General features: G+C 67.9%; 23 protein-coding genes. 10 read left to right on the forward strand and 13 right to left on the reverse strand.

Going from position 1 to position 26713, the window contains the following annotated elements:
* From AC1RWI_RS05440 to AC1RWI_RS05450, 3 genes are all read right to left on the reverse strand, one after another.
* Window positions 1–276 (reverse strand): hypothetical protein (locus tag AC1RWI_RS05440; RefSeq protein WP_492865031.1); only part of this gene is annotated, 276 nt, incomplete at its 3' end.
* A 91-nt stretch (window positions 277–367) separates the two neighbouring features.
* Entirely contained in the window at window positions 368–814 is a 447-nt protein-coding gene (gene fur / locus AC1RWI_RS05445) for a ferric iron uptake transcriptional regulator (RefSeq protein WP_492865033.1), read from the reverse strand.
* A 676-nt stretch (window positions 815–1490) separates the two neighbouring features.
* Window positions 1491–3047, reverse strand: a complete 1557-nt coding sequence (locus tag AC1RWI_RS05450; RefSeq protein WP_043357427.1) for a methyl-accepting chemotaxis protein — start codon at window positions 3045–3047, stop codon at window positions 1491–1493.
* Window positions 3048–3445: 398 nt separating this feature from the next.
* Between AC1RWI_RS05450 and AC1RWI_RS05455 the strand changes: the two genes are divergently transcribed.
* The 5 genes from AC1RWI_RS05455 to AC1RWI_RS05475 all read left to right on the forward strand — a co-directional run bounded on the left by AC1RWI_RS05455 (window position 3446) and on the right by AC1RWI_RS05475 (window position 8529).
* On the forward strand, window positions 3446–4081 hold the full coding sequence (locus tag AC1RWI_RS05455) for a PepSY-associated TM helix domain-containing protein (RefSeq protein ID WP_043357374.1): 636 nt from the start codon (window positions 3446–3448) through the stop codon (window positions 4079–4081).
* 53 nt (window positions 4082–4134) lie between these two features.
* Window positions 4135–4659, forward strand: coding sequence for a DUF2271 domain-containing protein (locus AC1RWI_RS05460; RefSeq protein WP_043357371.1), 525 nt, complete (start codon window positions 4135–4137; stop codon window positions 4657–4659).
* Between the two features lie 77 nt (window positions 4660–4736).
* The gene (locus tag AC1RWI_RS05465; protein WP_043358620.1) at window positions 4737–5561 is read left to right on the forward strand and encodes a DUF4198 domain-containing protein; all 825 of its coding nucleotides are present in this window, start codon (window positions 4737–4739) and stop codon (window positions 5559–5561) included.
* Between the two features lie 230 nt (window positions 5562–5791).
* Complete coding sequence (locus tag AC1RWI_RS05470; protein WP_492865036.1) at window positions 5792–6799, forward strand: FAD:protein FMN transferase; 1008 nt, start codon at window positions 5792–5794, stop codon at window positions 6797–6799.
* A 146-nt stretch (window positions 6800–6945) separates the two neighbouring features.
* Complete coding sequence (locus tag AC1RWI_RS05475; RefSeq protein ID WP_492865242.1) at window positions 6946–8529, forward strand: sulfite reductase subunit alpha; 1584 nt, start codon at window positions 6946–6948, stop codon at window positions 8527–8529.
* Window positions 8530–8553: 24 nt separating this feature from the next.
* Here the strand turns inward: AC1RWI_RS05475 and AC1RWI_RS05480 are convergent, their stop codons facing one another.
* The 7 genes from AC1RWI_RS05480 to AC1RWI_RS05510 all read right to left on the reverse strand — a co-directional run bounded on the left by AC1RWI_RS05480 (window position 8554) and on the right by AC1RWI_RS05510 (window position 16614).
* A complete protein-coding gene (locus AC1RWI_RS05480; protein WP_492865038.1) occupies window positions 8554–10674 on the reverse strand; it encodes an acetate--CoA ligase family protein in 2121 nt (706 codons plus the stop codon).
* Between the two features lie 61 nt (window positions 10675–10735).
* Window positions 10736–11734 (reverse strand): tripartite tricarboxylate transporter substrate binding protein, encoded by a 999-nt coding sequence (locus AC1RWI_RS05485; protein WP_052495215.1) that lies wholly within the window; start codon window positions 11732–11734, stop codon window positions 10736–10738.
* A gap of 67 nt (window positions 11735–11801) precedes the next feature.
* Window positions 11802–12161, reverse strand: a complete 360-nt coding sequence (locus tag AC1RWI_RS05490; protein WP_043357366.1) for a Zn-ribbon domain-containing OB-fold protein — start codon at window positions 12159–12161, stop codon at window positions 11802–11804.
* 40 nt (window positions 12162–12201) lie between these two features.
* Window positions 12202–13344 (reverse strand): thiolase family protein, encoded by a 1143-nt coding sequence (locus tag AC1RWI_RS05495; RefSeq protein WP_492865041.1) that lies wholly within the window; start codon window positions 13342–13344, stop codon window positions 12202–12204.
* A 36-nt stretch (window positions 13345–13380) separates the two neighbouring features.
* Window positions 13381–14631, reverse strand: a complete 1251-nt coding sequence (locus tag AC1RWI_RS05500) for an ABC transporter substrate-binding protein (RefSeq protein ID WP_043357364.1) — start codon at window positions 14629–14631, stop codon at window positions 13381–13383.
* A gap of 48 nt (window positions 14632–14679) precedes the next feature.
* Window positions 14680–15735 carry a cyclase family protein gene (locus AC1RWI_RS05505; protein ID WP_492865043.1) on the reverse strand — a complete coding sequence of 352 codons (1056 nt, stop codon included), beginning with the start codon at window positions 15733–15735 and terminating at the stop codon, window positions 14680–14682.
* A gap of 15 nt (window positions 15736–15750) precedes the next feature.
* A complete protein-coding gene (locus tag AC1RWI_RS05510; protein WP_492865045.1) occupies window positions 15751–16614 on the reverse strand; it encodes an IclR family transcriptional regulator in 864 nt (287 codons plus the stop codon).
* Between the two features lie 310 nt (window positions 16615–16924).
* On the opposite strand from AC1RWI_RS05510, the gene AC1RWI_RS05515 reads away from it, so the two are divergent.
* Together AC1RWI_RS05515 and AC1RWI_RS05520 are read left to right on the forward strand one after the other, a co-directional pair.
* The gene (locus AC1RWI_RS05515) at window positions 16925–19393 is read left to right on the forward strand and encodes a penicillin acylase family protein (RefSeq protein ID WP_492865047.1); all 2469 of its coding nucleotides are present in this window, start codon (window positions 16925–16927) and stop codon (window positions 19391–19393) included.
* Between the two features lie 102 nt (window positions 19394–19495).
* Window positions 19496–19987, forward strand: a complete 492-nt coding sequence (locus AC1RWI_RS05520) for a GNAT family N-acetyltransferase (protein WP_492865049.1) — start codon at window positions 19496–19498, stop codon at window positions 19985–19987.
* Here AC1RWI_RS05520 and trhA read toward each other — a convergent pair.
* The gene (trhA, locus tag AC1RWI_RS05525; RefSeq protein ID WP_492865051.1) at window positions 19984–20601 is read right to left on the reverse strand and encodes a PAQR family membrane homeostasis protein TrhA; all 618 of its coding nucleotides are present in this window, start codon (window positions 20599–20601) and stop codon (window positions 19984–19986) included. The two genes, AC1RWI_RS05520 and trhA, sit on opposite strands and share 4 nt — an antisense overlap.
* Window positions 20602–20828: 227 nt before the next feature.
* On the opposite strand from trhA, the gene AC1RWI_RS05530 reads away from it, so the two are divergent.
* From AC1RWI_RS05530 to AC1RWI_RS05540, 3 genes are read left to right on the forward strand one after another with little or no spacing between them, the layout of a single operon-like run.
* Entirely contained in the window at window positions 20829–21659 is an 831-nt protein-coding gene (locus AC1RWI_RS05530; RefSeq protein ID WP_492865053.1) for an ABC transporter substrate-binding protein, read from the forward strand.
* 34 nt (window positions 21660–21693) lie between these two features.
* Window positions 21694–22440, forward strand: a complete 747-nt coding sequence (locus tag AC1RWI_RS05535; protein WP_492865055.1) for an amino acid ABC transporter permease — start codon at window positions 21694–21696, stop codon at window positions 22438–22440.
* 22 nt (window positions 22441–22462) lie between these two features.
* Window positions 22463–23227: an amino acid ABC transporter permease gene (locus tag AC1RWI_RS05540; RefSeq protein WP_492865244.1), complete on the forward strand. Its 765-nt coding sequence runs from the start codon at window positions 22463–22465 to the stop codon at window positions 23225–23227.
* A gap of 12 nt (window positions 23228–23239) precedes the next feature.
* Here AC1RWI_RS05540 and AC1RWI_RS05545 read toward each other — a convergent pair whose 3' ends face one another.
* Both AC1RWI_RS05545 and AC1RWI_RS05550 read right to left on the reverse strand, forming a co-directional pair.
* Window positions 23240–24721 carry an efflux transporter outer membrane subunit gene (locus tag AC1RWI_RS05545; protein ID WP_492865057.1) on the reverse strand — a complete coding sequence of 494 codons (1482 nt, stop codon included), beginning with the start codon at window positions 24719–24721 and terminating at the stop codon, window positions 23240–23242.
* Between the two features lie 5 nt (window positions 24722–24726).
* A complete protein-coding gene (locus AC1RWI_RS05550) occupies window positions 24727–26712 on the reverse strand; it encodes a glycosyltransferase family 2 protein (RefSeq protein WP_043357357.1) in 1986 nt (661 codons plus the stop codon).
* Window position 26713: the final 1 nt, after the last annotated feature.

The following is a 26713-nucleotide window of genomic DNA, read 5'->3' on the forward strand; positions in this document are numbered from 1 at the left end:
AGCCAGGCTCAAGCCCGGTTCGCCCATGTTCATCCGCTCGACATTGAAGCGCTCCCTGACCATCACGACCACCCGGCGTGCCAGCGGCAAGCTCCGTATCGCTTCTTCCTCGCTCGTCCCGGGGAAATCGACCTCCGCGCTCCAGTTGCACCCCGTGTGGTCCGGCCGGTGCACGCACACGGCGTGCAGCTGGCAGCCCTGGCAGCCGGGTTGCGCATGCAGGCAATCGTTGAGCAGGCGCTTGAGTTCGGTCAGGGGCTTGGTCTGGCGATCCATGATGGACTCCGGTTGCGCACCGGCACCCGCGGCGGGCGGGGACGGGCGAGGCCGTGGTTCCGGCAATGGGGGCGGTGGAACAAAGGCCCTATCAGTTGATGGATTTGTCGGCCCGGCACCCAGGGCAAAGGCCGTATAGCACCAGCATGTGCTCGCGCAGCACGAAGGCATTGGCGCTTGCCACTTCGCGCTGGCGGATTTCGATGGCTTCGTCGCGGAATTCTTCCACGCGGCCGCAGGCCACGCAGATCAGGTGGTCGTGGTGGCCGCCTTCGTTGAGTTCGAACACCGCGTGATCGGCTTCGAAGCTGTGGCGCAACAGGATGTTGGCCTGCACCAGCTGGTTGAGCACGCGGTAGATCGTCGACAAGCCGGCGTCGACTTCCTGGGCCAGCAGGATGCGGTAGACGTCTTCGGCACTGAGGTGGCGCCGCAGGCTGGCACGGAAGACTTCCAGCACGCGAACGCGCGGCGACGTTGCCTTGAGTCCGGCACGCTTGAGGTCGATGGGTTCGGTACTGTCGGGAGGCATCAGCATGCTGCGGCTTGGCGCCCGCACGGGGCGCATCGATCGGAAATGAAGGTGTCCGGGCCGGCCGCGCCGTCACGCGCATTGGGCGGGCGTTCGCGATTCCAACCGTAGGCGTGCAGCGGGCGGCATCCTGAAAGGAAGGCCGCCCGCTGCTGCAAGCCGTGGCGCACGGCTTGCGGAATAAAAAAATGGCTTGGCTTGTCGGCCGAAGAGCCGATCGGGAAAGCGGGGTCTGGTTGCTTTCCCGATCCTCCGGCGACTGGCTACTGCCAAACGCTCCGCGGTACGGAGCGGTCCCCACAAAAGACGGTAATGGATGCCGCGTTGCGGCCTCTCAAAATTCTGGTTGCCGCGAACTTGCCGCTGGCCCTGCTGTGTTCTGGTGCCTGGCGCCGGGTTCGTCTTGCTTGCCTGCGTCAGTCAGTGAAGCCATCGTAAATGGGAATTAATCTCATTACAAGGAAAATTTTCAACTTATTTCGGAAGGGCTTCGCGGGCGGCGCGGCCGCCAGTTGCACACAAGCGTGGAAGGAAACACCGGGAGGGGACGCGGAAGAAGAAAACGTGCGCCGGGCAAGCGGGGAAAGTCCCCGGCGCACGCGAAGCGCGCAGTCAAGCGCGCGATGGCGGCGCCCGCCATGCCAAGCTTCGGGGCGCCGCTGGTTACTGCACTATGCGGATCTCAGGCGCCCGCCAGCCGGAACGTGCCAACGGCGCGGTGCAGCGCATCTGCCTGGTCTTCGAGGGAGGCGGCCGCGGCGGCTGCCTGCTCCACCAGCGCGGCGTTCTGCTGCGCCATCTGGTCCATCTGCGTCACGGCCTGGTTGACTTGCTCGATGCCGCCGGTCTGCTCTTCGGTGGCGGCGCGCATCTCTCCCATCAGGTCGGTCACGCGCTTGACCGCTTCCACGATCTCATCCATGGCTTGCCCGGCGGTCTCCACCAGCGCCGAGCCATCATCCACCCGTTGCGCGGAGTTGCCGATCAAGGCCTTGATCTCCTTTGCGGCGGTAGCGCTGCGCTGCGCCAGGCTGCGTACCTCGCCGGCCACCACAGCGAAGCCGCGGCCCTGGTCGCCCGCGCGGGCGGCTTCCACCGCGGCGTTGAGCGCCAGGATATTGGTCTGGAAAGCGATGCCTTCGATCACGCCGATGATGTCGACCACCTTGCCGGAGGCGGCCTTGATCTCGCCCATGGTGTTGACCACCTTGCCCACGATGACGCCGCCGCGCACCGCGATCTCCGATGCGCCCTCGGCCAGGCGGCTGGCCTGGCGCGCGTTGTCGGCGCTCTGGCGCACGGTGCCGGTGAGCTGCTCCATGCTGGCTGCGGTTTGCTCCAGCGACGCCGCTTGCTCTTCGCTGCGGCGCGACAGGTCAGCGTTGCCGGTGGCGATCTCCCTGGCCGCTCCGGCGATCGAATCCGCCGAGCCGCGGATGCTGCCGATGGCGCCGGTCAGGCGGGTTTGCATCTGCTGCATGGCGAACAACACGCTGTGGCTGTCGCCGGGAGCGGTGTGCACTTCGCTGGCCAGGTCGCCTTCCGCGATGCGCGCGGCGATGCGCGAAGTCAGCGCCGGCTCCCCGCCCAGCTGTTTATGCAGGCCGTTGGCGATGCGCACCACCACCACAGTCATCACCGTGCCGATGCCCAGCAGCAAGGCCAGCGACTTGAGCAGCGCCTGGCGGAACGCCGCGTCGATATCGTCCAGGTAGACCCCGGCGATGAAGTTCCAGTCCCACGGCTTGAAATTCGCCACGTAGCTCAGCTTGGGCTGCGGCGCCTCGGCGCCAGGCTTGGCCCACAGGTATTGCACGTAGCCCTGTCCCGGGCCCTTGCCGATCGCGGCAATATCGCGGAACAGATAAGTGCCCTTCGGGTCCTTGGTGTCTTCCATGTTCTTGCCGTTCATTTCCGGCTTGAACGGGTGCATCACCACGACCGCGTCGGAGCGCATCAGGGTGAAGTAGCCGTCCTCGCCAAAGCGGATGGCGCGCACGCGCTCCAGGGCCTGCTGCTTGGCCTCTTCCATCGGCAGCTTGCCGCTGCGCCCCAGTGCCTCGTACGACTGGACCATGGACAGCGCGGTTTCGGTGACGTGCGCCAGGTCGAGCTTTCTCTCCGCCAGGCGCAGCTCGCGCATCTGCCAGGCGTCCCATAGCGTCAGCCCGAGCAGGCAGACCCAGCTCAGCAGCAATGGCAACAGCAATTTTTTCCTCAGGCTCAGGTGCTCCAGCATTCTCTCCCCCCCCTTTTCTAAGTATCGATTTACGGCACTGCTGACGCGATATCGGCGGCACGGAGGACAAACTTGACGATCCCTCGCTAGGGGATTTCCCAGGTGCGGCAAGGCTTGCAGGGGAATCTGGCATTGACGTGCTTGCGGCTGCACAAATGATCTTCCTGCTGCGGATGACGCTGCACTTCAAGGGGCGTTCCGAGTGTGGCGCGTGTAATGGAACGTAATGCCCGATCGCCAGCGCAAGCATTGCGATTTCAAATGAGAACCATTATCCTTTCGCTTTATCTGCCTGGGACGTCACCTGGCATGGGGCGCGGCACCTCCGCGCGGACGCGGCAAGCTGACCAGTGAGGCACCGGAGAAGCAGCTTGCCGGGCGCCGGAAGATCAACAAACATGACTGAAACATCGCTAGGGGCAGGCCAGCAGCGCCGGGCCTTCTGGCTCAAACACCTGCATCAGTGGCACTGGATCAGTTCGGCAATGTGCCTGATCGGCATGCTGCTGTTTGCCGTCACCGGCTTTACGCTCAACCACGCTGGCCAGATCGAGGCTCGAGCACAAGTAGTCACGCGCACGGCGAGCGCGCCAGCCAGCCTCACGGCGGCCTTGCGCAGGGCCACGCACGCAGACAAGGGCCCGGTGCCAACGGCGCTGGCCGACTGGCTGTCGCAGGAACTCGATATCAACGCCCATGGCCGTGAAGCCGAGTGGCAGGCCAATGAGATCTATGTCGCATTGCCGCGCCCGGGTGGCGACGCCTGGGTCAGCGTGGCGCTGGACAGCGGCGAGGTGCAGTACGAGAAGACCACGCGCGGCTGGATCTCCTACCTGAACGACCTGCACAAGGGCCGCAACACCGGCCGCGCCTGGAGCCTGTTCCTGGATGTGTTCGCCGCGGCCTGCCTGATCTTCAGCGTGACCGGCTTGTTCCTGCTCAAGCTGCACGCCGGTGGCCGCATGGCGACCTGGCCGCTGGTCGGCCTGGGCCTGGTGGTGCCGCTGTTGCTGGCGCTGCTGTTCATCCACTAACGATCACTAGCGATCACCTGATCCCATTTACCGTTCAAAGACGAGGTCCCGTTATGCGCCGATTGCTTACCGTCACCCTTACCGGCCTGGCCGCGGCTCCGTTCGCCAGCCCGGTCGTGGCGGCCGAAATGAACGTCAAGGTGGAGATCCCGCGCCTGAACGTCGCGGAATACCACCGGCCCTATGTCTCGATGTGGATCGAGCGCGCCGACCAGAGCCCGGCCGCCACGCTGGCCGTCTGGTATGACGTCAAGCACAAGGACGGCGAAGGCACCAAGTGGCTCAAGGACATGCGCCAGTGGTGGCGCAAGGCCGGGCGCGACATGCAGATGCCCGCCGATGGCATCTCCGGCGCCACGCGCGCGGCCGGAGAGCACACGCTCACTTTCTCGGATGCCAAGGCCCCGCTGGGCAAGCTGCCCGCCGGCGAGTACCAGCTCGTGGTGGAAGCCGCTCGCGAGGTCGGTGGCCGCGAGCTGCTGCGCGTGCCCTTTGCCTGGCCGCCGAAGGCAGCCGCTTCGGCCAAGGCCAAGGGCGAGCATGAGCTTGGCGGCGTCTCGGTCGACCTGAAGCCCTGAAGCCCTGAGCCCCGAACCGATCAACCCGCCCTGCATTCAATAGCAATTGCAATAGCAAGAGGAATAGGAGCATGACGATGAAGACCTTCGCCACCAAACTGTCCGTCCGGGCCGCCGCGCTGGCCCTGGCCGCGCTGATGCCGCTGGCCGCCCACGCACACCGCCAGTGGCTGCTGCCGTCGGCGACCGTGCTGTCGGGCAGCGACCCGTGGGTGACCGTCGACGCCGCCGTGTCGAACGACCTGTTCTACTTCGAGCACGTGCCGCTGCGCCTCGATAATCTTGCCGTGACCGCGCCGGACGGCGCCGCGGCCAAGGTCGAGAACGCCAGCACCGGCCGCTATCGCAGCACCTTCGACGTGCACCTGACCCAGCCCGGCACCTACAAGGTGGCCATGGTCAACCACGGCCTGTTTGCCAGCTACAAGGTGGACGGCCAGGCCAAGCGCTGGCGCGGTTCGCCGGAAGCCTTCGCCAAGGAGGTGCCGGCCGGCGCGCAGGACCTGCAGGTGACGCAGGCCGACAGCCGCCTGGAAGCTTTCGTGACGGCGGGCAAGCCCACCGCCAAGGTGCTGCAGACCACTGGCCGCGGCCTGGAGCTGGCGCCCGTTACCCACCCGAACGACCTGGTCGCCGGCGACGCCGCCAGCTTCCGCCTGCTGCTGGACGGCAAGCCCGCCGCGAACGTCAAGGTAGCCGTGGTGCCGGGCGGTATCCGTTACCGTGACCAGTTGCAGGAAATGGCGCTTACCACCGACGCCGACGGCAAGTTCAGCGTCAAGTGGCCGGCCCCGGGCATGTACTGGATGGAAGCCGAGGTGCGCGACGACAAGGTTGCCGTCAAGCAAGCCACGGCGCGCCGCGCCAGCTATGCGGCCACGGTGGAAGTGCTGCCGCAGTAAGCGCAATACCACACCGGCAGGCGGCGGGGCGTGAGTCCCGTCACCTGCGCAAGCCCTAAGAGGCCATTTCAAAAAGATTCTGGCGTCGTTGCGCGGCCTTGGCCGTACCACTTGTACTGTCTGCGGCCGCGCGCCTAGCCAGAACCGCTTCGCTTCATTTTGAAACAGCCTCTAAGCCCCCCGGGGGGCTTTTTTGTGTTTTCGTCGTTTCCGTCTCCCGTCCGTCTCTTATGCAGCGTGTCCTGGTTCCCCTTTCGCTTGGCGCTGTTCCGCCCGTGCCTGCCGCGGCGTCACGCCTGTGCCGGCGGCAAGGTGAGACCATGGGCACCACATGGTCGGTGGCATGGGCCGCATCACCCGTGGCAGCCGATCAAGACACGCTCGACGCCGGCATCCGCGCCGTGCTGACCGAGGTCGTCGCGCAGATGAGCAACTGGGACGAAGCCTCGGACGTGAGCCGCTTCAACCGCGCCGCGGCCGGCAGCTGGCAGGTGCTGCCAGCCGACTGCTTCACCGTGCTGAAGGCCGCGCTGCAAGTGGCGCGTGACAGCGGCGGCGCCTTTGACCCCAGCGCGGGGCCGCTGGTCGACCTGTGGGGCTTTGGCCCGGCGCCACAGCGTGCCCAAGCGCCCGCGCTGGCGGCGCTGGAGCAGGCGTGCGCGCAATGCGCATGGCAGCGCATCGCCATCGACGAGGCTGGCAGCCGCGTGCAGCAGCCCGGCGGCATCCGGCTGGATTTCTGTGCCATCGCCAAGGGCTTCGGCGTGGATGCGGTGTCGCGCTACCTGAGCGCGCAGGGCATCGACAACCACCTGGTGGAAATCGGCGGTGAGCTGCGCGGCCATGGCGTCAAGCCCGACGGCATGCCGTGGTGGGTCGCGCTGGAAACGCCGCCGGGCGGTGGCGCGGCGGGGCACGAGACACTGGTTGCGCTGCATGGCTTGTCGGTTGCCACCTCAGGCGACTACCGGCGTTACTTCGATAGCGGTGGTCGCCGCTATGCGCACACGCTGGACCCGCGCACGGGCTACCCGGCCAGCCACGCGCTGGCCTCGGTCACGGTGCTGCATCCGCAATGCATGATGGCCGATGCGCTGTCCACCGCGCTGACCGTGCTGGGCCCCGAGGCGGGCATGGTGTTTGCCCGCCGCCATGGGCTGGCCGCGCGCTTGCTGATCCGCCGCAGCGATGGCTTCGACGAACGCTTGTCGCCGGCCTTCGAGGCCATGCTGTCATGACTACGCCCGATACTGCCTCCTCCCTGCCGATGGACCCGCCGGCCGCTGCCAGCCCGCGCCGGCAGGGCCACGCCGGCGACGCCGGCAGTTCCAGCAATACCGGCCATGCCGGCAATCCCCGCAAGCGCATCCGCGTCATCGACGCCATGATCCTGCTGGGCGCGCTGGCTGGTGTGGCTGGCATCGCGCTGGGCTTTCTCGCGCCCAGCCGCGCCGGCATGGCAGCCGGCGTGGTGATAGCCTATGCCGGGTTCTGTGCCGCCGTGATCGGCCGGCATCGCCAGCGGCATGCGCGCGCCGGCCAGCTATCGGAGGCCAGGGACGGCGCCACGATCGTGGCCTATGCGAGCCAGAGCGGGTTTGCCGAGCAGCTTGCATTGCAGACCGCGCAAGCGCTGCAGGATGCCGGCGTGCCCGCGCAGCTGTTGTCGTTCGACCAGCTGGAGGCCGGGCGTCTTGCCCATTGCCGCCAGGCGCTGTTCGTGGTCAGCACCACGGGCGAGGGCGATGCGCCAGACAGCGCCTCGGGCTTTGCACGCCGCCTGACGGCCGCCGCCGGCGCAGGTGGCCTGCGCGAGCTGCGCTACGGCATCCTCGCGCTTGGCGACCGCAGCTACGCGAACTACTGCGCCTTCGGCCACGCGCTGTCGGCATGGATGCAGCGCCAGCATGCGCAGGCGCTCTTCGACATGGTGGAAGTGGACAATGGCGATGCCGGGGCCCTGCGCCACTGGCAGAACCATCTCAGCGCACTGAGCGGCGGCGCCGAAATCGCCGACTGGGAAAAGCCCCGCTATGCCGACTGGCGCCTGCACGAGCGCAGACTGCTCAATCCCGGCAGCCCGGGCGCACCGGCCTTCCATCTTGCGCTGGTGCCGGCAACCGTGGGCCAGGGCGCGCCGTCGTGGCAGGCCGGCGACATCGCCGAGATCGGCCCGCGCCTTGCGCCGTCCGAGGTGGCGCGCGTGCTGGCAAAGCTCTCGCTGGATGGTGATACCGCCGTGCGCTGCGATGGCGCATCCACCACGCTGGCGCAGGCGCTCGCCACGCGCATCGTCCTGCCCGATCCGCATCTTGCCGCGCTGGACGGCGTCACGCCGCAACGCCTGGTGGATACGCTGCCGCTGTTGCCGCACCGTGAGTATTCGATTGCCTCGCTGCCAGGCGACGGGCAACTGGATTTGCTGGTGCGCCAGACGCGCCATGACGATGGCCGGCTCGGCCTGGCATCCGGCTGGCTCACCGCGCATGCGCAGCCGGGCGCGGGCATCGCCCTGCGCATCCGCACCAATCGCGGCTTTCATCCGCCCGCGGACGATCGCCCGCTGATCCTGATCGGCAACGGCACTGGCCTGGCCGGCCTGCGCGCGCACCTGAAGGCCCGCGCCGTTGCGGGGCATCATCGCAACTGGCTGCTGTTTGGCGAGCGCACCGCGGAGCACGACGCGTTCCACCACGTTGAGCTCGCCGCATGGCAGGCCAATGGCGTGCTGCAGCGGCTGGACCTGGTCTACTCGCGCGATGGCGGCCCGCTGCGTTACGTGCAGGACGCCGTGCGCGCATCGGCCGGCGCATTGCGGGAATGGATCGAAGCCGGCGCGGCCATCTACGTTTGCGGCAGCCTCAAGGGCATGGCCGGCGGCGTCAACGCGGCGCTGGCGGACGTGCTGGGCGAAGAGGCCCTGCTGCGCCTTGGCGAGCAGGGCCGGTATCGGCGCGACGTCTACTGAGAACTGAGACTGCCTGGAAAACGATCAGGCTGGCGCAGCGTGCGCTGCCACCTCCATCAGCGCATCCACTACCACCGCCCCGCCCGCGCTCACCATCACCGGGTTGAGGTCGATCGAGCGGATCGCACCGTCGGCCTCAAGCATCATCTGGCCCACGCGCACGGCGATGCGGCACAGCGCCGCCACATCGACAGCCGGCTCGCCGCGCACGCCCGCCAGCAGCGGCGCAATGCGCAGGCCGGCCACGGCGCGCGCCACCGCGGCCTCGCTGCACGGCGCCAGCAGCACGGCCGTGTCGCGCAGCACTTCCACATACTTGCCGCCGTCTCCCACCAGCACCACCGGCCCGAACACCGGGTCCCAGTGCGCGCCCACCATGCATTCGCGCTGGCCACGTTCCATGCGCGCCACCACCACGCCTTCGCAGGTCGCGCCGAGCTTGTCCAGGATGTCGGTCTGCGTGAGAAAGGCCTGCGCCACCGCGTGTTCATCGTTGCAGTTCAATGCGACAAGGCCGTGCTCGCTCTTGTGCGGCACTTGCGGCGAGCTGGCCTTGACTGCGACGGGCCCTTTCAGCTCGCGCCAGGCCGCGACCGCCTCATCGACGCTCTGGCACAGCTTGTGCGCTACCACCGGGATGCCGGCCAACGCCAGGCGCGCGAGGCTCTGCGCCTCGCTCAGCGTGTGCCCGGCAGCGCTCGACGCAGCGCCCGCCGCATCGCTGGCCGCGGGCCGATGCGCGCCTACGGCCGTGTCTTGCGCGGCCACATCGCGCAGCAGCTGCTGGTGCGTGACCAGTTGCGCGAAAGCAGCCAGCGCCTCGGCGCCGCTGGCATAGGTGGGCACGTTGGCCGCGCGGAACGCAGCTGCCACCGGCGCCTGCCAGGCCGCCACGGCAATCGGCTTGCCGGCGCTGTCGGCAAAGCTGGCGGCGTCGCGTGCAAAGCGTGGCAGGTCGTAGCCCATGCCCGCCACCGGGATATCCAGCAGCAGCAGGTCGGCGGCCGGATCGGCGGCTACCAGCGGCAGCACGTCGCCAAACAGGCCGCTGTTGGTGAGCAGCGCGGCGGTGACATCGACCGGGTTTGCCGTTGAGGCGAATCCGGGCAGGCGCTGCGCCAGCGCTGCCTGCGTGGCCTGCGACAGCGGCGCCAGCGCAAGCCCGAGCGGCTCCGCCGCGTCGGCCGCCATCACGCAGCTCGCGCCGGAATTGCTCACCACCACCAGCTGCCGCCCGCTGGCCTGCCAGCCACGCAGGTAGAGCGGCGCACAGCGCGCCAGCGCGTGCGCATCATCCACGCGGCAGATGCCGTGCCGTGCCAGGAAGGCACCCACCGCGCGGTCTTCATTGGCCATGGCGCCGGTGTGCGACGCCGCCGCGCGCTGGCCCGCGCTGGAGCGGCCCGCCTTGACGGCGACGATGGGCACGCCACGGCGGCGCGCCACCGCGGCGGCCTGCGCCAGCACGGCCGGATCGGTCAGGCTCTCCAGGTACAGCAGGATCAGCTGCACATCGGGATCGTGCGCCACGGCCAGCGCCAGCTCGCTTACCGTGATGTCGGCCTCGTTGCCGGTGGCGTGCATATGGCGCACGCCAATGCCCTGGCCGCGCAGCAGGCCGTAGACCATGGCGCTGACGCCGCCGCTCTGGCTCACCACGGCCACAGGGCCATCCTGCGGGGGCACTTCGATAAACATGGTGGAGAAGCTGGCTATGGTGCCGGTGCCGAAGTTGGCCAGGCCCTGGCTGTTCGGGCCAACCAGGCGCAGCCCCGCGCCGGTGGCAACCCGCACCATCTCGTCCTGCTGGCGGCGGCCTTGCTCGCCGGCTTCGCCGAAGCCCGAGGCGATCACGATCGCGGCCGCCACGCCCAGCCGTGCGCAATCGCGCACCGCCGACACCGCTGCGTCGCCGCCCACCACGATGATGGCCAGCTCCGGCACCTCGGGCAGTGCATCGAGCGAGGCAAAGGCGGGCAGGCCCTGGATGGTGTCGCGTTGCGGGTTCACCGGGAAGAGCTTGCCGGCGTAGCCATGCTCGCGCATGTAGTAGATGGGCCGGCCACCGATCTTGTGGATATGGTCGGAGGCGCCGATCACCGCGATCGAGCGCGGTGCCAGCAAGGCTTGCAAAGTCTGGTTCATGATGAGTGCGATCCGGAATCAAAGGCCGGCATGTCCGGCTTGGGGGAACAGCGTGAATGGCTCAATCGATGGTGGCGCCGGAGGCCTTGACCACCTTGCCCCATTTGTCGATCTCCCCGGTCAGGAACTGCGCCGTGGCGCCAGGCGCCGTCCATTGCGCGGCGAAGCCCTGCGTAGCGAACTTGGCGCGCACCTCCTCCTGTTCAAGCACGGCCTTCAGCGCGCTGCTCAAGGTGGCGATCACGGCCTGTGGTGTCGCTGCCGGCGCGAGCAGGGCATTCCACGCGGTGGCCTCGTAGCCGGGCAGGCCAGCCTGCGCCATGGTGGGCACATCGGGCGCGGCGGGCGAGCGGGTCGCGCCGGTGATCGCCAGCGCGCGCAGCCGGCCCTCGCGCACGAAGGGCATGGCGGAGAGCATGGTGTCGAACATGACCGTGGCCTGCCCGCCCATCACATCGGTGAGCGCGGGCGCACTGCCTTTGTATGGCACGTGGGTCATGTGCGTGCCCGCCATGCTGTTGAACAGCTCGGCGGCGAGGTGCGTGGACTGGCCGTTGCCGGAGCTGGCAAAGCTGACTTGTCCCGGCTTGGCCTTGGCCAGCGCGATCAGCTCCGCGACATTGGCCGCCGGCGTGGCAGGCGCCGTGACCAGCACCAGCGGGCCGCGCGTTAGCAGCGAGACCGGGGCGAAGTCCCGCTGCGTGTTGTAGCCGGGCTTGGTGAACAGCGTCATGTTGATGGCGTGCGCCGTGGTGGCCACCAGCAGCGTGTAGCCATCCGGCGCGGCCTTCGCGGTGGCCTCGGCACCGATATTGCCGCCCGCGCCAGGCCGGTTCTCGATCACCACGGGCTGCTTGAGCTGCTCCGACAATTTCTGCCCGACCACGCGCGCCACGATGTCGGTGGGGCCGCCGGGCGGGTAAGGCACAACCAGTCGCACCGCACGCGTGGGCCAGTCCTGCGCACGCGCGCCGGGCGCGGCCAGCAGCACGGCGGCCAATGCCATCGCGCCCATCAGCAGGGCGCGCGCGGGCCGCCGAAGCGGCAAGGTTCGGTACATGTCGGTCTCCAGGGTGTCGAAGTGTGTTGCTGCGTCGTGCTACGTAGTGCTACGCCGTGCCACGCGGCTACTCGCGCTGGAAACGCAGCAGCGTGCGCTCGCCATGGCGCATGAACCCCGCGCGCACGCGTTCGCCGATCGTCACGCCGGGCTCGGCATGCGCCATCACGCGCGGGCCTTCGTCAAGCGTGGCCAGCACCAGCGTGTAAGGCGTCAGCGCGCGGAAATCCTCGGTGGGCGCGCGCGCGACTTCGGTGACGCTGTGCACGGTAGCGCGGCCCGTGGCGTCGCGCCATGCCAGCCGCGTGCTGCCGCAAGCGCGGCATGCATGGCGCTGCAGCGGTTGCCACGCGGCGCAGTCCTCGCACGCCTGATAGCGCACCACGCCCGCGTCGAGGCCAGCTTGATAGGGATGGTCAGTGCTCATGGCGACGTCCTTGGCGAAGCGGTGGGCATTGCAAGCGTTCTCATGCCGCCTCCAGCACCAGGCTGACATGCGAAGACAGCACCCCGCCATCTGCGTGAAACAGCGCGCGCTTGCGCGGCGGCAACTGGCGCGCGCCAGCCTTGCCCGCAAGCTGCCGCGTGGCTTCCGCCAGATGCATCAGCCCGCCGGCCACGCCCGAGTGCCCGAAGGCAAGCAGGCCGCCGTGCGTGTTGAGCGGCAGCGCGCCGTCGCGCGCAAAGTCGCCTGCCGCAAGCCGCTGCGGCGATCCGCCGCGCGCGGCTATGCCAAGCTCTTCCAGCAGCATGGCCAGCGTGATCGTGAACGAGTCGTAGATCGCCAGGTAGTCGATCTGCCCGATCGTGTTGCCCGCTTGCGCGAGCGCGCGCCGCGCGGCGTCGGCGGCGCCGGTAGCCATCACGCTGTCGAGCGCGCACAGATGCTGGTGGTGATGCGCCTGCCCCGCGCCCGTGATGCGCACGGGGGTGCCGCCGCCCGGCTCGGCGGACACCACCAGCGCCACCGCGCCATCGGAGATCGGGCAGCAGTCCGACAGCCGCAGCGGCGTGGCGATGGGCCTGGCGGCGCGTGCGGCATCCAGCGTGAGCGGCTCGCGCAGGTGCGCATCGGGGTGCCCCGCCGCGTGCTCGCGCATCAGCACCGCGAAGCCGCTGAGCGCGTCGGCGTGCATGCCGGTCTCGGCCAGATAGCGCGAGGCCAGCAGCGCGTAGTAAGCCGGCACGCTAGCGCCGTTGGGCACTTCCATGTCCGGCTCGCCAACCTGGGCCAGCGTCTGGATGGACTGGTCACGGCTCTGGCCGCAGAGGCGGTTTTCGCCGGCCACCACCAGCACGTTGCGGCAGCGCCCTGCGCCCACCAGCTCGCGCGCCAGCATGGCCATCACGCCGCCGGTGGCGCCGCCGGAGGCCACGCCGTGCGCGTAGGCGGGATCGAGCGAGGCGTACTCGCAAAAGCGCGTGGCCAGCATCAGGTGCGGCAGCGTGGTGGCGTAGCCGCACAGCACGCCGTCGATGTCGGCGCGGGCCAGGCCCGCATCGGCCAGCGCGGCGTCGGTGGCCTGCGCCATCAGCGTCAGCGGCGTGCTGCCCTCGACGCGGCCAAAGCGCGTATTGCCCGCGCCGCGCAGGTAAGCTGCGTGTTGCATGGAGCCTCTCTCAATGCTTCAAATACGGCAAGGACTTCAACGCTTGAGCAGCGGGCACTGCGACTTGGCCACCGGCATGAAGGCCTGGTCGCCGGGCACCGTGGCCAGCAGCTTGTAGTAGTCCCATGGGTACTTCGATTCCGCCGGCGTCTTGACCTCGAACAGGTACATGTCGTGGATCATGCGCCCGTCCTCGCGGATGCGGCCGTTCTTGGCGAAGAAGTCGTTGATCGGCATCGCCTTCATCTGCTTCATGACGGCAGCGGTTTCGTCGGTGCCCGCGGCCTGGATCGCCTTGAGGTAATGCATCACCGACGAATAGGTGCCGGCCTGGCTCATGTTCGGCATCTTCTTGAGCTTCTCGAAGTACCGGCGCGACCACGCGCGCGTGGCGTCGTTCATGTCCCAGTAAAAGCCCTCGGTCAGCAGCAGCCCGGAGGCGGTCTTCAGGCCGATGGCGTGGATGTCGTTGATGTACAGCAGCAGCCCCGCCATGCGCTGGTTGCCGCCTTTGGTCAGGCCGAATTCGCTGGCCGCCTTGATGGCGTTGACGGCATCGCCGCCGGCATTGGCCAGGCCCACCACCTGCGCCTTGCTGGCCTGGGCCTGCAGCAGGTAGGAAGCAAAATCGCTGGCGCCGATGGGATGGCGCGCCGCGCCGAGCACCTTGCCGCCGGTCTCGTTGATCACGGCGGTGGCGGACTCCTGCAGCGTGTGTCCAAAGGCGTAGTCGGCGGTCAGGAAGAACCACGTCTTGCCGCCGCGCTGCACCACCGCGCGCGCTGTGGAATTGGCCAGCGCGTAGGTGTCATAGGCGTAATGCACTGAGACCGGCGTGCACAGGTCGTTGGTGATGCGCTCGGTGCCGGGGCCTGAGAACACCACGATCTTGTTCTTCTGCTTGGCGACCTCCAGCACCGCCAGCGCCGGTGCCGAGGCGGCCACGTCCAGGATGGCGTCGACGTGGCCCGTATCGAACCACTCGCGCGCCTTGCTGGCGGCGATGTCGGCCTTGTTCTGGTGATCGGCCACCACCAGCTCGATCTTCTTGCCCAGCACCTTGCCGCCAAAATCGTCGATGGCCATCTGGGCGGCGGTGGCGCTGCCGCGCCCGGTCACGTCGGCGTACAGGCCGCTCATGTCGAGGATCAGGCCGATCTTGACCTCGTCATCGGAAATGCCGGCCTTGGCCGGCTGCGCATCAGCCTGTCCTGCGCCGCACAGCAACGCGGCGGCGATGGCGAGCGCGCCCAGCGGGCGGCGCAGCAGCGAGTGGTTTCGGTTCATGGTGGTCTCCTCCAGCTTTGGTCTTGTTGACTTGCTTTCTTGTGGTGCCTACACCGTCGCGATCGGCGTGGTGGGCGAGCCCACCGCGCCCGGCAGCCGCAGCGGTGGCGCAGTCAGCATGAAGCGCGAGCGCTGGTTGGCACGCAGCCACTGCGCGAGCTCCTTCAGGTACCAGAGTTCGCCCAGCGGCAGGCCGAGCTTGAACAGGCAGTGATGGTGCAGCGGCAGCAGCGGATGATTCGGCTGGTCGGCCGGCGCGGGCCGCGCGGGATAGCGCTCCACCGCGTAGTTGTCGGCGATCAGCGCGGCGATGCCCGCATCGGTGATCCAGTTCAGCAGGCGGTCGTCGCGGCCGTCCAGCGCGCAGCAACTGTGATGCAGCACGGCTTCGTCCGGCTCGCGCTGCATCGACAGCACCACTTCGGCAAAGCCCGTGCGCAGCAACAGCATGTCACCGGGTTCCACCTCCACCCGGTCGGCCTCCAGCACGTGCATCAGATCGTCGTAGCCCACGTTGCGAAAATCCTGGCCAAACGCATTGGCCAGGTCTACCAGCACGCCGCGCCCCTGCATGCCCTTGACGGCGAAGTTCTCGATGCCGAGCGTGCGCGCCTCGCTGTGGTCGTGGCCGCAGGCGTGCGCGGCAAAATGATCGTCCTCCGCGTAGTCCACCGGGCCCACGATGTGCTCGTTGGCGCGATAGCCGTTGTAGTAGACCCGCTCCGGGCGGCCATCGCCATCCGCATCGAACAGCGCGCCCACGTGGGCGAGCGAGTCCCACTGCGTGGAGTACTGCAGCGACAGCAGCACCTGGTCGTCGCTGATCACGTCGGTGGCGCTCGGGTTCACCTTGGCCAGCGGGAAGTTCACATAGGGTATGTCGTCGCGGAAGGTGGGGCGCAGCACTGGCGGATGGCGGCGCGGGTTGAGCTTGTTGCCGCCGGGATAATCCAGCGGCAGCGACAGGCAGAACGACAGCCCGGCCTGTACCTCGCGCGCGCCCTTGCGCACCTGCTCGGCGCCGATCAGGTTGACGCGGCCAAGCTGGTCGTCGGGGCCGAAGTCGCCCCAGTTGGAACCTTGCGGTCGTTGCTTCCAGCGCATGCTGTGTGTCTCCGGTTACAGGTCGGTTGTGGTGGTTCGCCGCGTCTTGCGCGCAGTCGGGGTCTTGGTCATTGGCGCGCCGCTGGCCATGGCGGCGTTGCGCCGGCGTGCCGCTGCCGAGTCGGGCGCCGGCGGTGTCCAGGCGGCGCAAACGGTCTCGGCTTCGCGGCGCAGCGCGCGCGCGAGCGCCGGCTCGCGCTCACTGATGCGCTCATTGAGCGCGGCGATGCTGATGGCGCCAAGCGGGTAGCCATCCGGGTCCGGCAGCGCGATGGCGATGCCGCCCATGCGCTCCACCACCACATCCAGCAGTACCGCGTAGCCGCGCGCACGGGTGGCCTCGACCTCGCGCAGCAGCATCGCCGCGCTGATGCGCGGATAGCGCTTGAGCGCGGGTGCGATGGCGTGCAAGGTGGCTTCCACCTCGGCATCGGGCAGTGCCGCCAGCAGCGCCAGGCTGCCCGCGCCGACCCCGAGCGGGCGCCGGCTGCCCACGTCAAGGTAGCTGGCGCGGATCGGGAAGGTGCCGGGGCGCAGTTCCAGGCAGACGGACTCCCAGCCGCTTGGCACTGACAGGATGGTGGTGTCCTCGAAGGCTTGGGCAAGCCGGATCAGCGCCGGCCGCACGCTGGCGCGCGGGTCGATGCGGCGCACGCTGGCCGCGCGCAGCACCAGCCATTCGGGGCCCAGCGTGAACGCTTTGGTGTCGGGGTCGCGCTCGATAAAGCCTTCGGCTGCCAGCGTGTCCAGCAGGCGCAGCGCCGAAGCCTTGTCGACGCCGGCTGCCACGGCCAGGTCGGTCAGGCGCGTATTGCGCGCGTCCGACAGCACGCGCAGCAGCCTGCAGGCCTTCTGGAGGGAGGTAGTCGGTACCGTCACGCGCGCGCACTCCGGAGTCGGCCGGTTTCGGATAATGAAACCGGTTATGGGGTTATAGGCTTCCACGCGTGCCTCGTCATTCTGCACTGCATCAAAGTTTTGCCTGATGAAACTCATGGAAAGCCGCGCCAGTTGGGTGTTCGCGCTGGTTCCCGGAGCGTGAGCCGGGTTGCAATCCGGCAAGACCGGGTAGCCCGATCAGGCTCGCCCGTGCGACTTCCGCTATCCTTGGCGGCGATTCGCCGCGCCAGCACGGCTCGCGACACCCGATTTTTACCCGATGCGATCCCCACGTCCCCAAGGAAACACCATGGTTTGCCGAGCCCGCCGCCTTGCCGCCCTGCTCGTCCTGAGCACTGCCGCGGCCGCCGCCCAGGCCGTGCCACCGGCCGCCGCACCCGCCGTATCCGCCGCAGCCCCCGCAGTCCCCGCCAACGAACGCTTCCAGGTGGCGGGCCTGGAGAAGCCCGCCAGCATCCTGATCGACCGCTGGGGCGTGCCGCATATCTACGCCAACACGCTGTACGACGCCTTCTATGTACAAGGCTTCATGGCCGCGCGCGACCGCCTGTGGCAGATCGACTTGTGGCGCAAGCGTGGCCTGGGCGAGATGGCCAAGGACTTCGGGCCGGCCTATGTGGAAGGGGACCGCATGGCGCGCGCCGTGCTGTTCCGCGGCGACATGTACCGCGAGTGGCTGGCCTATGGCTCGGACGCCAAGCGCGTGGCGGAGGCGTTCGTGGCGGGCGTGAACGCCTATGTCGCGCAGACGGAGAGCAGGCCGGACTTGCTGCCGCCGGAATTTCGCTTGCTGAACTACAAGCCCGCGCGCTGGCATGCGGAAGACATCGTGCGCATCCGCCATCATGGGCTCACGCTCAATGTCATGGGCGAGGTCAATCGCGCGCAGGTCTACTGCCAGGTCAAGCCCGATGCGGCCCGCACCGACTGGGTGCAACGCGAGCTGGATCCGCCGATCCAGCCCAAGCTGCCGGACGGCCTCGACCCCTGCGCGCTGCCGACCGTGGAACTGCGCCGCGCCTATGAGCTCGCCACCGCCGCGCCGCGCTTTCCGAAAGAGTGGTGGGCTTCGGCCAAGGCGGAGGGCATCCCGCACGAGGCGCTGTATGCGGTGCTTGACACCAACAGCGACACCGCGCGCAGCCTCGGCTCCAACAACTGGGTGATCTCGGGCTCGCGCACCAGCACCGGCCGGCCCATCCTTGCCAATGACCCGCACCGCGCGCACGGCGCGCCCAGCCTGCGCTACATCAGCCACCTGAACGCGCCGGGGATGTCGGTGATCGGAGCCGGCGAGCCGTTCCTGCCGGGGATCTCGATCGGGCACAACGACAACATTGGTTTCGGCCTGACCCGCTTCTATATGGATCAGGAGGATCTCTACGTCTACGAGACCAACCCGGCGCAGCCGCACGAATACAAGTACCGCGGCCGTTGGGAACCGATGGAAACCGTGACCGAAGAGATCGCCGTCAAGGGCGAGGCCACGCCGCGCAAGGTCAGCCTGGACTTCACCCGCCACGGCCCGGTGCTGGTCACCGATGCCAAGGGCAATCGCGCCTATGCGCTGCGCGCGGCCTGGCTGGACCTGGGCATGGCGCCGTACTTCGGCTCCATGGACTACATGCGCTCCCAGAACTGGGACCAGTTCCGCGCCGCGATGAACCGCTGGGGCGCCCCGGGCGAGAACCAGGTCTACGCCGACCGCGAAGGCAACATTGGCTGGATCCCCGGTGGCCTGACCGTCATCCGCCCCAACTGGGATGGCCTCACGCCAGTGCCGGGCGACGGCCGCTACGAGTGGGCGGGCTACCGCAACATGGACGAGCTGCCGTGGGCCTACAACCCGGCCGCCGGCTATGTGGTGACCGCCAACGAGAACAACATCCCGCCCCACCACCCCGCAGCCAAGATGGGCGTGGGCTACGAATGGAGCGACACGGCGCGCGCGCGGCGGCTCAAGAGCCTGGTGGCAGCGAACCCGCATGCCTCGGTGGCGGACAGCATGGCGTGGCAGAACGACACCACTTCGCTGCCGGCGCTGCGCGCGGTGGCGTTGCTGGCCAATGTACGCACCGAGGACGTCCAGGCGCGCCGGGGACTCGACCTGCTGCGCGGCTGGGACGGCAACGAGCGCGCCGACAGCGCGCCGGCGGCGTTGTTTGAAGTCTGGTTCAGCAAGTACCTGCGCCCGGCGGTGGTGCGCGCGGCGCTGTCGCCGGAAGGCGCCAGGCTTGCAGGCTATGGCGATGCCAGCCGCGTGCTGGCGGTGCTGGAAAAGCCCGAGCCGTGGATGCCGGTGGAGCGCCGCAACGAAGTCATCGTGGCATCGCTCAAGAGCGCCATGGCGGAGGTGGAGCGCAAGCTTGGCCCGGACCCGAAAGCCTGGCAATGGGGCAAGCTGCACACCGCGGTGTTCAATCATCCGCTCGACCCGCTGCTGGATAACGCGGCGCGCCAGCGCTACGACGTCAACGCCGGGCCGATCGGCGGGTCTTCCTTCACGCCGATGAACACGAGCTACCGCAACAGCGACTACCAGCTCACCGCGGGCGCGTCGTTCCGCATGGTGCTGGACGTGGGCAACTGGGATGCCTCGCGCGTGGTCAACGCACCCGGGCAATCCGGCAATCCCGCCAGCCCGCACTATCGGGACCTGGCGCAGATGTGGGCGAGGGGCGACTACTTCCCGCTGCTCTACACGCGCAAGGCGGTGGAGAAGGAGACGCGGGAGAAGGTGGAGCTGGTGCCGCAGTAAGCCCGCGGCAGACGCATCTGGCTCGCGCCTGGCTGCAGGCATGTGGCGCGCCGGCCCGCGCTATGACCAAAAACTGAATGGCTATCATCAGCCAGATCCACCATGGATACATTGATCATTCGCCATGCCGGCATCGAAGACGCCGCGGGCATGAGCGCGCTTGCGCTGAGCGTCGCGCACTATTTCACCATCGAGGCATCCGGGGCCGGCGCGGAGGATTTTCTCGCCAGCCTCTCGCCGGATGCGATGTCCGGCTATGTCACCAGTCCGCGCTTCCACTATCTGGTTGCCTGCCGCGGCGAGCAGCTGGCCGGCATCCTTGCGATGCGTGATGTCAGCCACCTCTTCCACCTGTTCGTCGCGCCACAGATGCATCGGAGCGGCATTGCCGGAGCCCTCTGGCAAGCCGCCAGCCAGGCTGCGATCGTCAGCGGCGATGTGCGTGAATTCACCGTCAATTCGAGCCCGTTCGCGACCGTGGTCTACGAGCGCTTCGGCTTCCGGGCCATCGGCCCCCGCGCACAGACAAAGGGCATCGCCTATGTGCCGATGCGCCTGGCGCGCGAGAACGCCAGGTCAATACACTCTGTCTAGCCCACGTACCAGAGAATGCTGACAAACTGGCAGGCGCTGCCGGCCAGCACGAACAGGTGCCAGATGCCGTGGAAGTGCCGCACCTTCTCGTCGAACAGGAAGAACCCGATGCCGGCCGTATAGAGCGCGCCGCCCGCCACCAGCCAGTACAGGCCGGCGGCCGGCAGCGCCGCCACCAGCGGGCCAAAGGCAAACAGCACCAGCCAGCCCATCAGCACATAGATCAGCAGCGAGAACACGCGCGTGCGGCGGCCAATAAACAGCTCCTGCGCGATGCCGATCACCGCCAGTCCCCAGTTCACCCCGAACAGCGTCCAGCCCCAGGGCCCGCGCAGCGTGACCAGCGCGAAGGGCGTATAGCTGCCGGCGATCAGCAGGTAGATGGCGCAGTAATCGAGCCGCCGCAGGATGTCCTTGGGGCGGCCGCGCAGGCTGTGATAGAGCGTGGAGATGGTGTAGAGGAAGACCAGCGTGGCGCCGTAGACGACGGAGCTGACGACCTTCCAGGCGTCGTGGTAGAGGGCAGAGCTGGTGATCAGGACTGCTGTGCCGGCCGCGGCCAGCACGGCGCCGGCCAAATGGCTGTAGCCGTTGAAACGTTCTCCACGGTACATGTTGTTCATTCTCCTGTAGTGGTCGCTGGTTGGGGCGATTGCAGGGGGCTTTGTTGCGGTGCGTTATCGGCGTATTTTTGCATGGATTTCGAAGGCGCGTGGAAAGTGGGCCGCCGTGGCCTGCCAATGGGGCTCCCGGGATGGCATAACCATCTGCAAAACCATTCGTTCCCGGCATGAGTTCCGACCGCTATCGTCTCGCCATCCAACCCTTAGCGAGACTCATCATGCGTATCCCTTCGCCGCTGTTCAAGGCTGCCCTGACGCTGCTCACCGGCCTCACCGTGCTGGCTTCGAGCCCCGCCATGGCGGACCGCCTGGATGACATCAAGAAGGCTGGCGTGCTGCGCGTGGGCGTGTTCGACGCGAACCCGCCGTTCGGCTTTGTCGAGGCCGGCAGTACCACCCCTGTTGGCCTCGATGTGGACTACGCGGCCGAGATCGCCAAGCGGCTGGGCGTGAAGCCTGAGTTCCGCGCGACCAACCCAGCCAACCGCATTGCCCTGCTGGCATCGCAGAAGGCAGACATCGTCGCCGCCAATTTCACCATCACCGATGAGCGCCGCCAGCAGATCGGCTTCTCCACGCCGTACTTCGCCAGCGGCTTGCAGTTCATCGCCAGGAAGGGCGCGCTCAAGCAGCCGGACGACCTCAAGGCCTGGCGCCTGGGCGTGGACAAGGGCACCACGCAGGAGACCACGCTGCGGCAGAAGTATCCGGACGCGCGCGTGATCGCGTATGACGATTCCCCGCTGGCGCTGAGCGCGCTGCGCAGCGGCGCGATCCAGGCGTTTGCGCAGGATGGCGCCAAGCTGGGTGCCTTGCTGGCGACGTTGCCCAACAAGGATCAGTTCGAGATTTCGTCGTTCACGCTGACGCGTGAGTACATGGGCGTGGGCGTTCCCAAGGGCGAGGACCGGCTGACCGCCGAGATCGATCGCATCCTGGCGGAGCTGGAGAAGAACGGCACGGCGGCGCGCATCTACGACAAGTGGTTCGGGCCGAAGAGCACGGCGCCGCTGGCGCGGGATTTCACGATTGGCAGCGCGCTGAAGTGACGATGGCTTCCTTCTATTTCGGCCAGGGCTAGCCATGCAGGGGCAAGCGATCCTGCTGCAGTCGCTGCCGGCAAAGTACGTCGGCTGGATTGCAGCCGGCTTTGGCCTGACCGTGGCGCTGTCGGTGGCGGTGTTTGTGCTTGGCTGCGCGATTGCCGCCGGCTGGCTGGTGCTCGCGCGTAGCCCGATCATGCCGCTGCGCCTGGCGGCGCGCGGCGCGGTTGGCTTGCTGCGCCGCACGCCGTTGCTGGTGCAGTTGTTCTTCTGGTACTTCGGCGCGGCACAGCTGCTGGGCGAGGGCGCCATCGGCGCGCTGTATGACTGGCAGGGATGGCGCATCGGCGGCTGGCACGTGCCCGCGCCTTCGCTGGAGGCGCTTGCGAGCCTGGCCGGCATCGGCCTTTACGCCAGTGCTTTCTATGCGCGCGAACTGGAGGCGGGGCTGGCCAATGTGCCGCGGGGCCAGGGCGCGGCGGCGCTGGCGCTGGGCTTTACACCCGCGGCCGCATTCTGGCGTGTGGTGCTGCCGCAGGCGCTGCGCATTGCCGCGCGGCCGATGTTGGGGCAGTTCTGCCAGACCATCAAGAACACTTCGCTGGCGATGGCGATCGGTTTTGCGGAGATGTCCTACACCGCCCGGCAAGTGGAAACCGACAGCCTGATGACCTTCCAGGCCTTCGGCCTGGCCACGCTGCTTTACGTCGCGCTGATCCTGCTGTTGCAGGCGGCGGCGCCGGTGCTGCTGCGCTGCCTGGGATGGACGGAGGCCGCGCGTGCCTGATGCCGATTTCTCCGGCTGGGCCATGGTGCTCAAGCAGTTGCCCTACCTGTTGGCCGGCACGTTCCCCAACGGTCCCCTGGCGGGCGCCGCGCTGACCTTGTGGATGGCGCTGCTGGCCTGCGCGGGTGCCACCGTGCTGGGCATTGGCGTCGCCGTGCTGCTTGACCTGGCGCCGGCCCCGCTGGCGCGTGCCGTGCGCGCGTTGCTGGCCTGCCTGCGCGCGATTCCCGTGCTGATGCTGATCTTCTGGGCTTACTTCCTGCTGCCGATGCTGGCGGGCGTTCACGTGGGCGAAGTGCAGACCGTGGTGCTGGCGCTCGCGCTGATTGGCGCGGCCTATATCGCGCAGGTCATGGCGGCGGGCTTTGACGCGATCGGGCGCGGGCAGCGCAATGCGGCGCTGGCGCTTGGCATGACGCCGTTGCAGGCGCTCTGGCAGGTGGTGCTGCCGCAGACGCTGCGCGCCATGCTGCCATCGCTGGGCAATGTGTGGGTGTCGCTGGCCAAGGATACGTCGCTGGCCTATATCGTGGGCGTGGTGGAGTTGTCGACCGTGGCAACGCAGGTCAACGGGCGCAGCGTGGGTTATGCGGCGCAGGTGTTCCTTGCCGTCGCGTTGCTCTACTTCCTGATTTGCCTGGCGATCGAGAGCGTGGCGGCGCTGGCCTGCCGTGTGACGCAGCGGCAGGCCGCCGTCTGCGCGCGGCGGGGGCGGCCCGAGGCGCATGCGCTTCCACCTGTCCGGTCCAAGGCCAGGGGCCGCCATGTAGCGATCGGGCCCCGCTAGCTGCGGTGCGCTTCATCGTGCCGGTGTCGCGCCCGCGCTTTGCGCCACGGCGGCCGTGTGCTCCGACCATCCTCCGCCAAGCGCCTTGTACAGCGCAACACGACTGGTCAGGCGGGCCAGCCGGATGGTGGCCAGGGTTTGCTGCGCGGTATAGAGCTGGCGCTGGGCATCGAAGACCGCAAAATAGTCGTCCACGCCGTTCTTGAATCGCATCTCCGACAGGCGCTGGGTTTCGCTGGCTTCCTTGACCAGGGTTTCCTGCGCGGCGGCCTCCCGGTCATAGGTCCCGCGCGCGGCCAGGCCGTCTGCCACTTCGCGAAAGGCCGTCTGGATAGTCTTCTCGTAGGCGGCAATATTGATGTCCTTCTGCACCTTGGAGGCATCGAGCCTGGCCTGGTTGTTGCCGGCATTGAAGATCGGCAGGGTGATCTGCGGCGCGAAGGTCCACGCGCCCATGCCTGCGGAGAACAGCCCTGCCAGATTGGTGCTGGCCGAGCCAACCGCGCCGGTCAGCGAAATGGTCGGGAAGAATGCCGCCCGCGCGGCGCCGATGTCGGCGTTGGAGGCTTTCAGGCGGTGCTCGGCGGCCATGATGTCGGGCCTTTGCTGCAGCAATGCCGAGGGTAGGCCGGCAGGCAGCTCGGCAACGAGGCTCGTCGACTCGAAGGGCTCGGGCGGTGGCAGGTCTTGCGGCAGCGGGCCGCCGATCAGCAGGCTGATGGCATTCTCGTCCTGCGCGACCTGCCGCGTGTATTGCTCCGCGCCCACGCGCGCGGTCTGCACCTGGGTCTCGGCGCGGTGCAGGTCCAGCTGCGCCATGGCACCCGCGCGCTTGCCGCGCCCGATCATCTCGGCGGCAGCCTGCTGGCTCTTCAGCGTGTCCTCCGAGATTTGCAGCAGCACCTGGTCGGCGCGCCAGGTCAGGTAGGCGCTGGCGACCTCGGCGACCAGGCTGATATGGGCGCTGCGGCGCGCTTCCTCCGTGGCGAGATATTGTTCAAGTGCCTCGTGCTTGAGGCTGCGCACGCGTCCGAAGAAGTCCAGCTCGAACGCGTTGAATCCCACGCCCGCGCTGTACTGCGTGATGACCGCTGGCTGTCCGGGCGCGCGCAGTTCGTTGGGCACGCGCTGGCTGAGCACGCCCGCGCTGGCACCGATCGCGGGGAATTGCGCGGCGCGCTGGATACGGTACTGGGCGCGCGCCTGTTCAATGGCGAGCGTGGCGACGCGCAGATCGCGGTTGTTGGCCAGCGCCAGCTCGATCAGGCGCCGCAGGCGCGCATCGACGAAGAAGTCCTGCCAGCCCAGGTCGGCCGCCGAAGTGCTCGTTTCGGCCGCTGCCGGCGTGCCGGCAGAGTATGCCGGGCCGGTGGGCCAGGCCTGCGGCACTGGCTGCGCGGGGCGCTGGTATGTTGGCTCGAGGGTGCATGCGGCCAGCGCAAGCGGCAGCGCCATGCAGAGAATGCGCAGCGTAGGGGCGAGAGTCTTGTGCATGGGATTCATCCGGAAAAGGCGCGCCACACGAGCCGCGAAATGGCCAGCCGGGGATTGCCCTGGCTGGCGACGTTGTGGGTGGGCTCGCTGAAGAGCAGCCGGATCAAGCGATGGCGCGTCGCCATGTCCAGATGCAGGGCGAGCCCGAGCAGCTTGCCCTGGCGGCGCGCGATCCGGCATGGGACCCAGCCGGTCGCCTCCATCCAGACCGCGCCCTCGGCGCCGACCGGAATCGACGCCGCCATCGCGCTGGTAATGGCGACGCCATTGCAGGACAGGTTCACGGTAGTGGCGGTGTACTCGTGTCCGCCGCAAGCTGCCTTGCCGCTGATCCGCAGCAGGGCTCGCTCCCGGTAGGGGAAGCGTTCTTCCTTGCGCGGCCTCGGCAGTTCAACGCAGACCAGCAGCGAGGTGAGGTAGAGCACCATCGACACGGCGGTCCACGCGATGTTGAAGGCGAGTCCCGAGGCTGCCGCGTCGGCGGCCACCGCGCGCGCCAGGCCCATGCCTGAGAGCAGGATCAGGCAGCCATAGAGCGTGGCGAACTTCCCGTGGATCACCAGCTTGCTGCGATCCAGGCCCTTGTTGGTGACCTTGAACGGACGCCCGAACGGCTTGAAGAATGCGCTGACCAGTGTCGCGCTGACCGCCAGCGCGGCTACGATCTGCGTGACTTCAGTAAAGATGGGCAGCGCGCGCGAGCCGGTTACCCAGATGCTGTAGGCCCAGTAAAGCAGCAGCGCGGGCACGCCATAGGCAAGGAACTGCATCGGTTCGCCGTACAGCGTCGGCACGTCGAAGTACCAATACAACAGCGGCCCGGCCAGCAGCATGAGCGTGAAAGGGCGGCTCAGCCAGTGCAGCAGGCCGTGCACGTAATGCACGCGCTGGCCCAGTGTGTAGCCGCGCCCGCGCAGCGGCCCGTCGGCCGTGAGTGCTACCTGGATCGTGCCCAGTCCCCACCGGCTGCGCTGGCTGATGTATTCGGGCAGGCCTTCGGCGGACAGGCCCACGCTCAAGCGTTCGTTGAGCCAGCGCGTGACATAGCCGTGGGGCATCAGGCGATACGTCAGGTGGATATCCTCCGTGACCGTGCCGGTTGGGAAGCCGCCGATCAAGCTGAGCGCCTCGCGCCGGACCACGAAGGACGTACCGATGCAAAAGGCGGTGCCCCAGGCGTCCTTGGCGGGCTGCATCACATCGAAGAAGGCGCGCTGCTCGTCGACCCAGCATTCGGTCGAGCGCAGGTTGTACTGGATCGGGTCCGCGTTGTAGTAGAACTGCGGCGTCTGCACTACGCCGACCTTGGGGTCGGCGAACAGGCCGATGGTACGCATGAGGATGTTCTTGTTCGGGGCGAAGTCGGCATCGAGCACCATGATGTAGGGTGCGCCGCCGCCATGCTCCGCGCGGGCGCTATGCTGCAGGCCATTGTTGAGGTTGCCCGCCTTGGCATGCGTGTTGTCGGGGCGCGTGACGTAGTTGGCGCCGACCTGCGCGCAGAACGCCTTCAGCCAGTCGCGCTGGGTGTCGTCGAGTACCCACACGCGAAAATCCGGATAGTCGATCACCAGCGCGGCAACAATGGTCTTCTCCAGTATTTCCAGTCCTTCGTTGTAGGTTGCGATGAAGATGTCGACGCGGGGCACCGAGCGGCTGCGCCGCAGTGCTGCTTCGCCTGCATCGGCCGCTGGCGCATGGTTGCTGCCGCGCGTCAGCGTGACGATGGAGATCACGGTGTACGCGATCGTCATGATCTCGAACCCGAAGAAGGCATGCGCCCACAGGCTCGGGAAGGTCATTTGCCATTCGGGCAGCGTCTGGGTCCAGCGCCACGCGAGGTAGACGAGCAGCAGGGTTGCGGTGATGGCGCCGAACACGCAACGGTCAGAGTCCCGGGTGCGGTCTCCCCGCATGCAAAGCCAGGCGAGCAGCAAGGTGGCGGCGTTGATGACGAGCAGCGCCCTGCCATCGAGGAAGAATGCAAACATC

This window comes from Cupriavidus sp. MPR-AND1C (assembly GCF_058809705.1).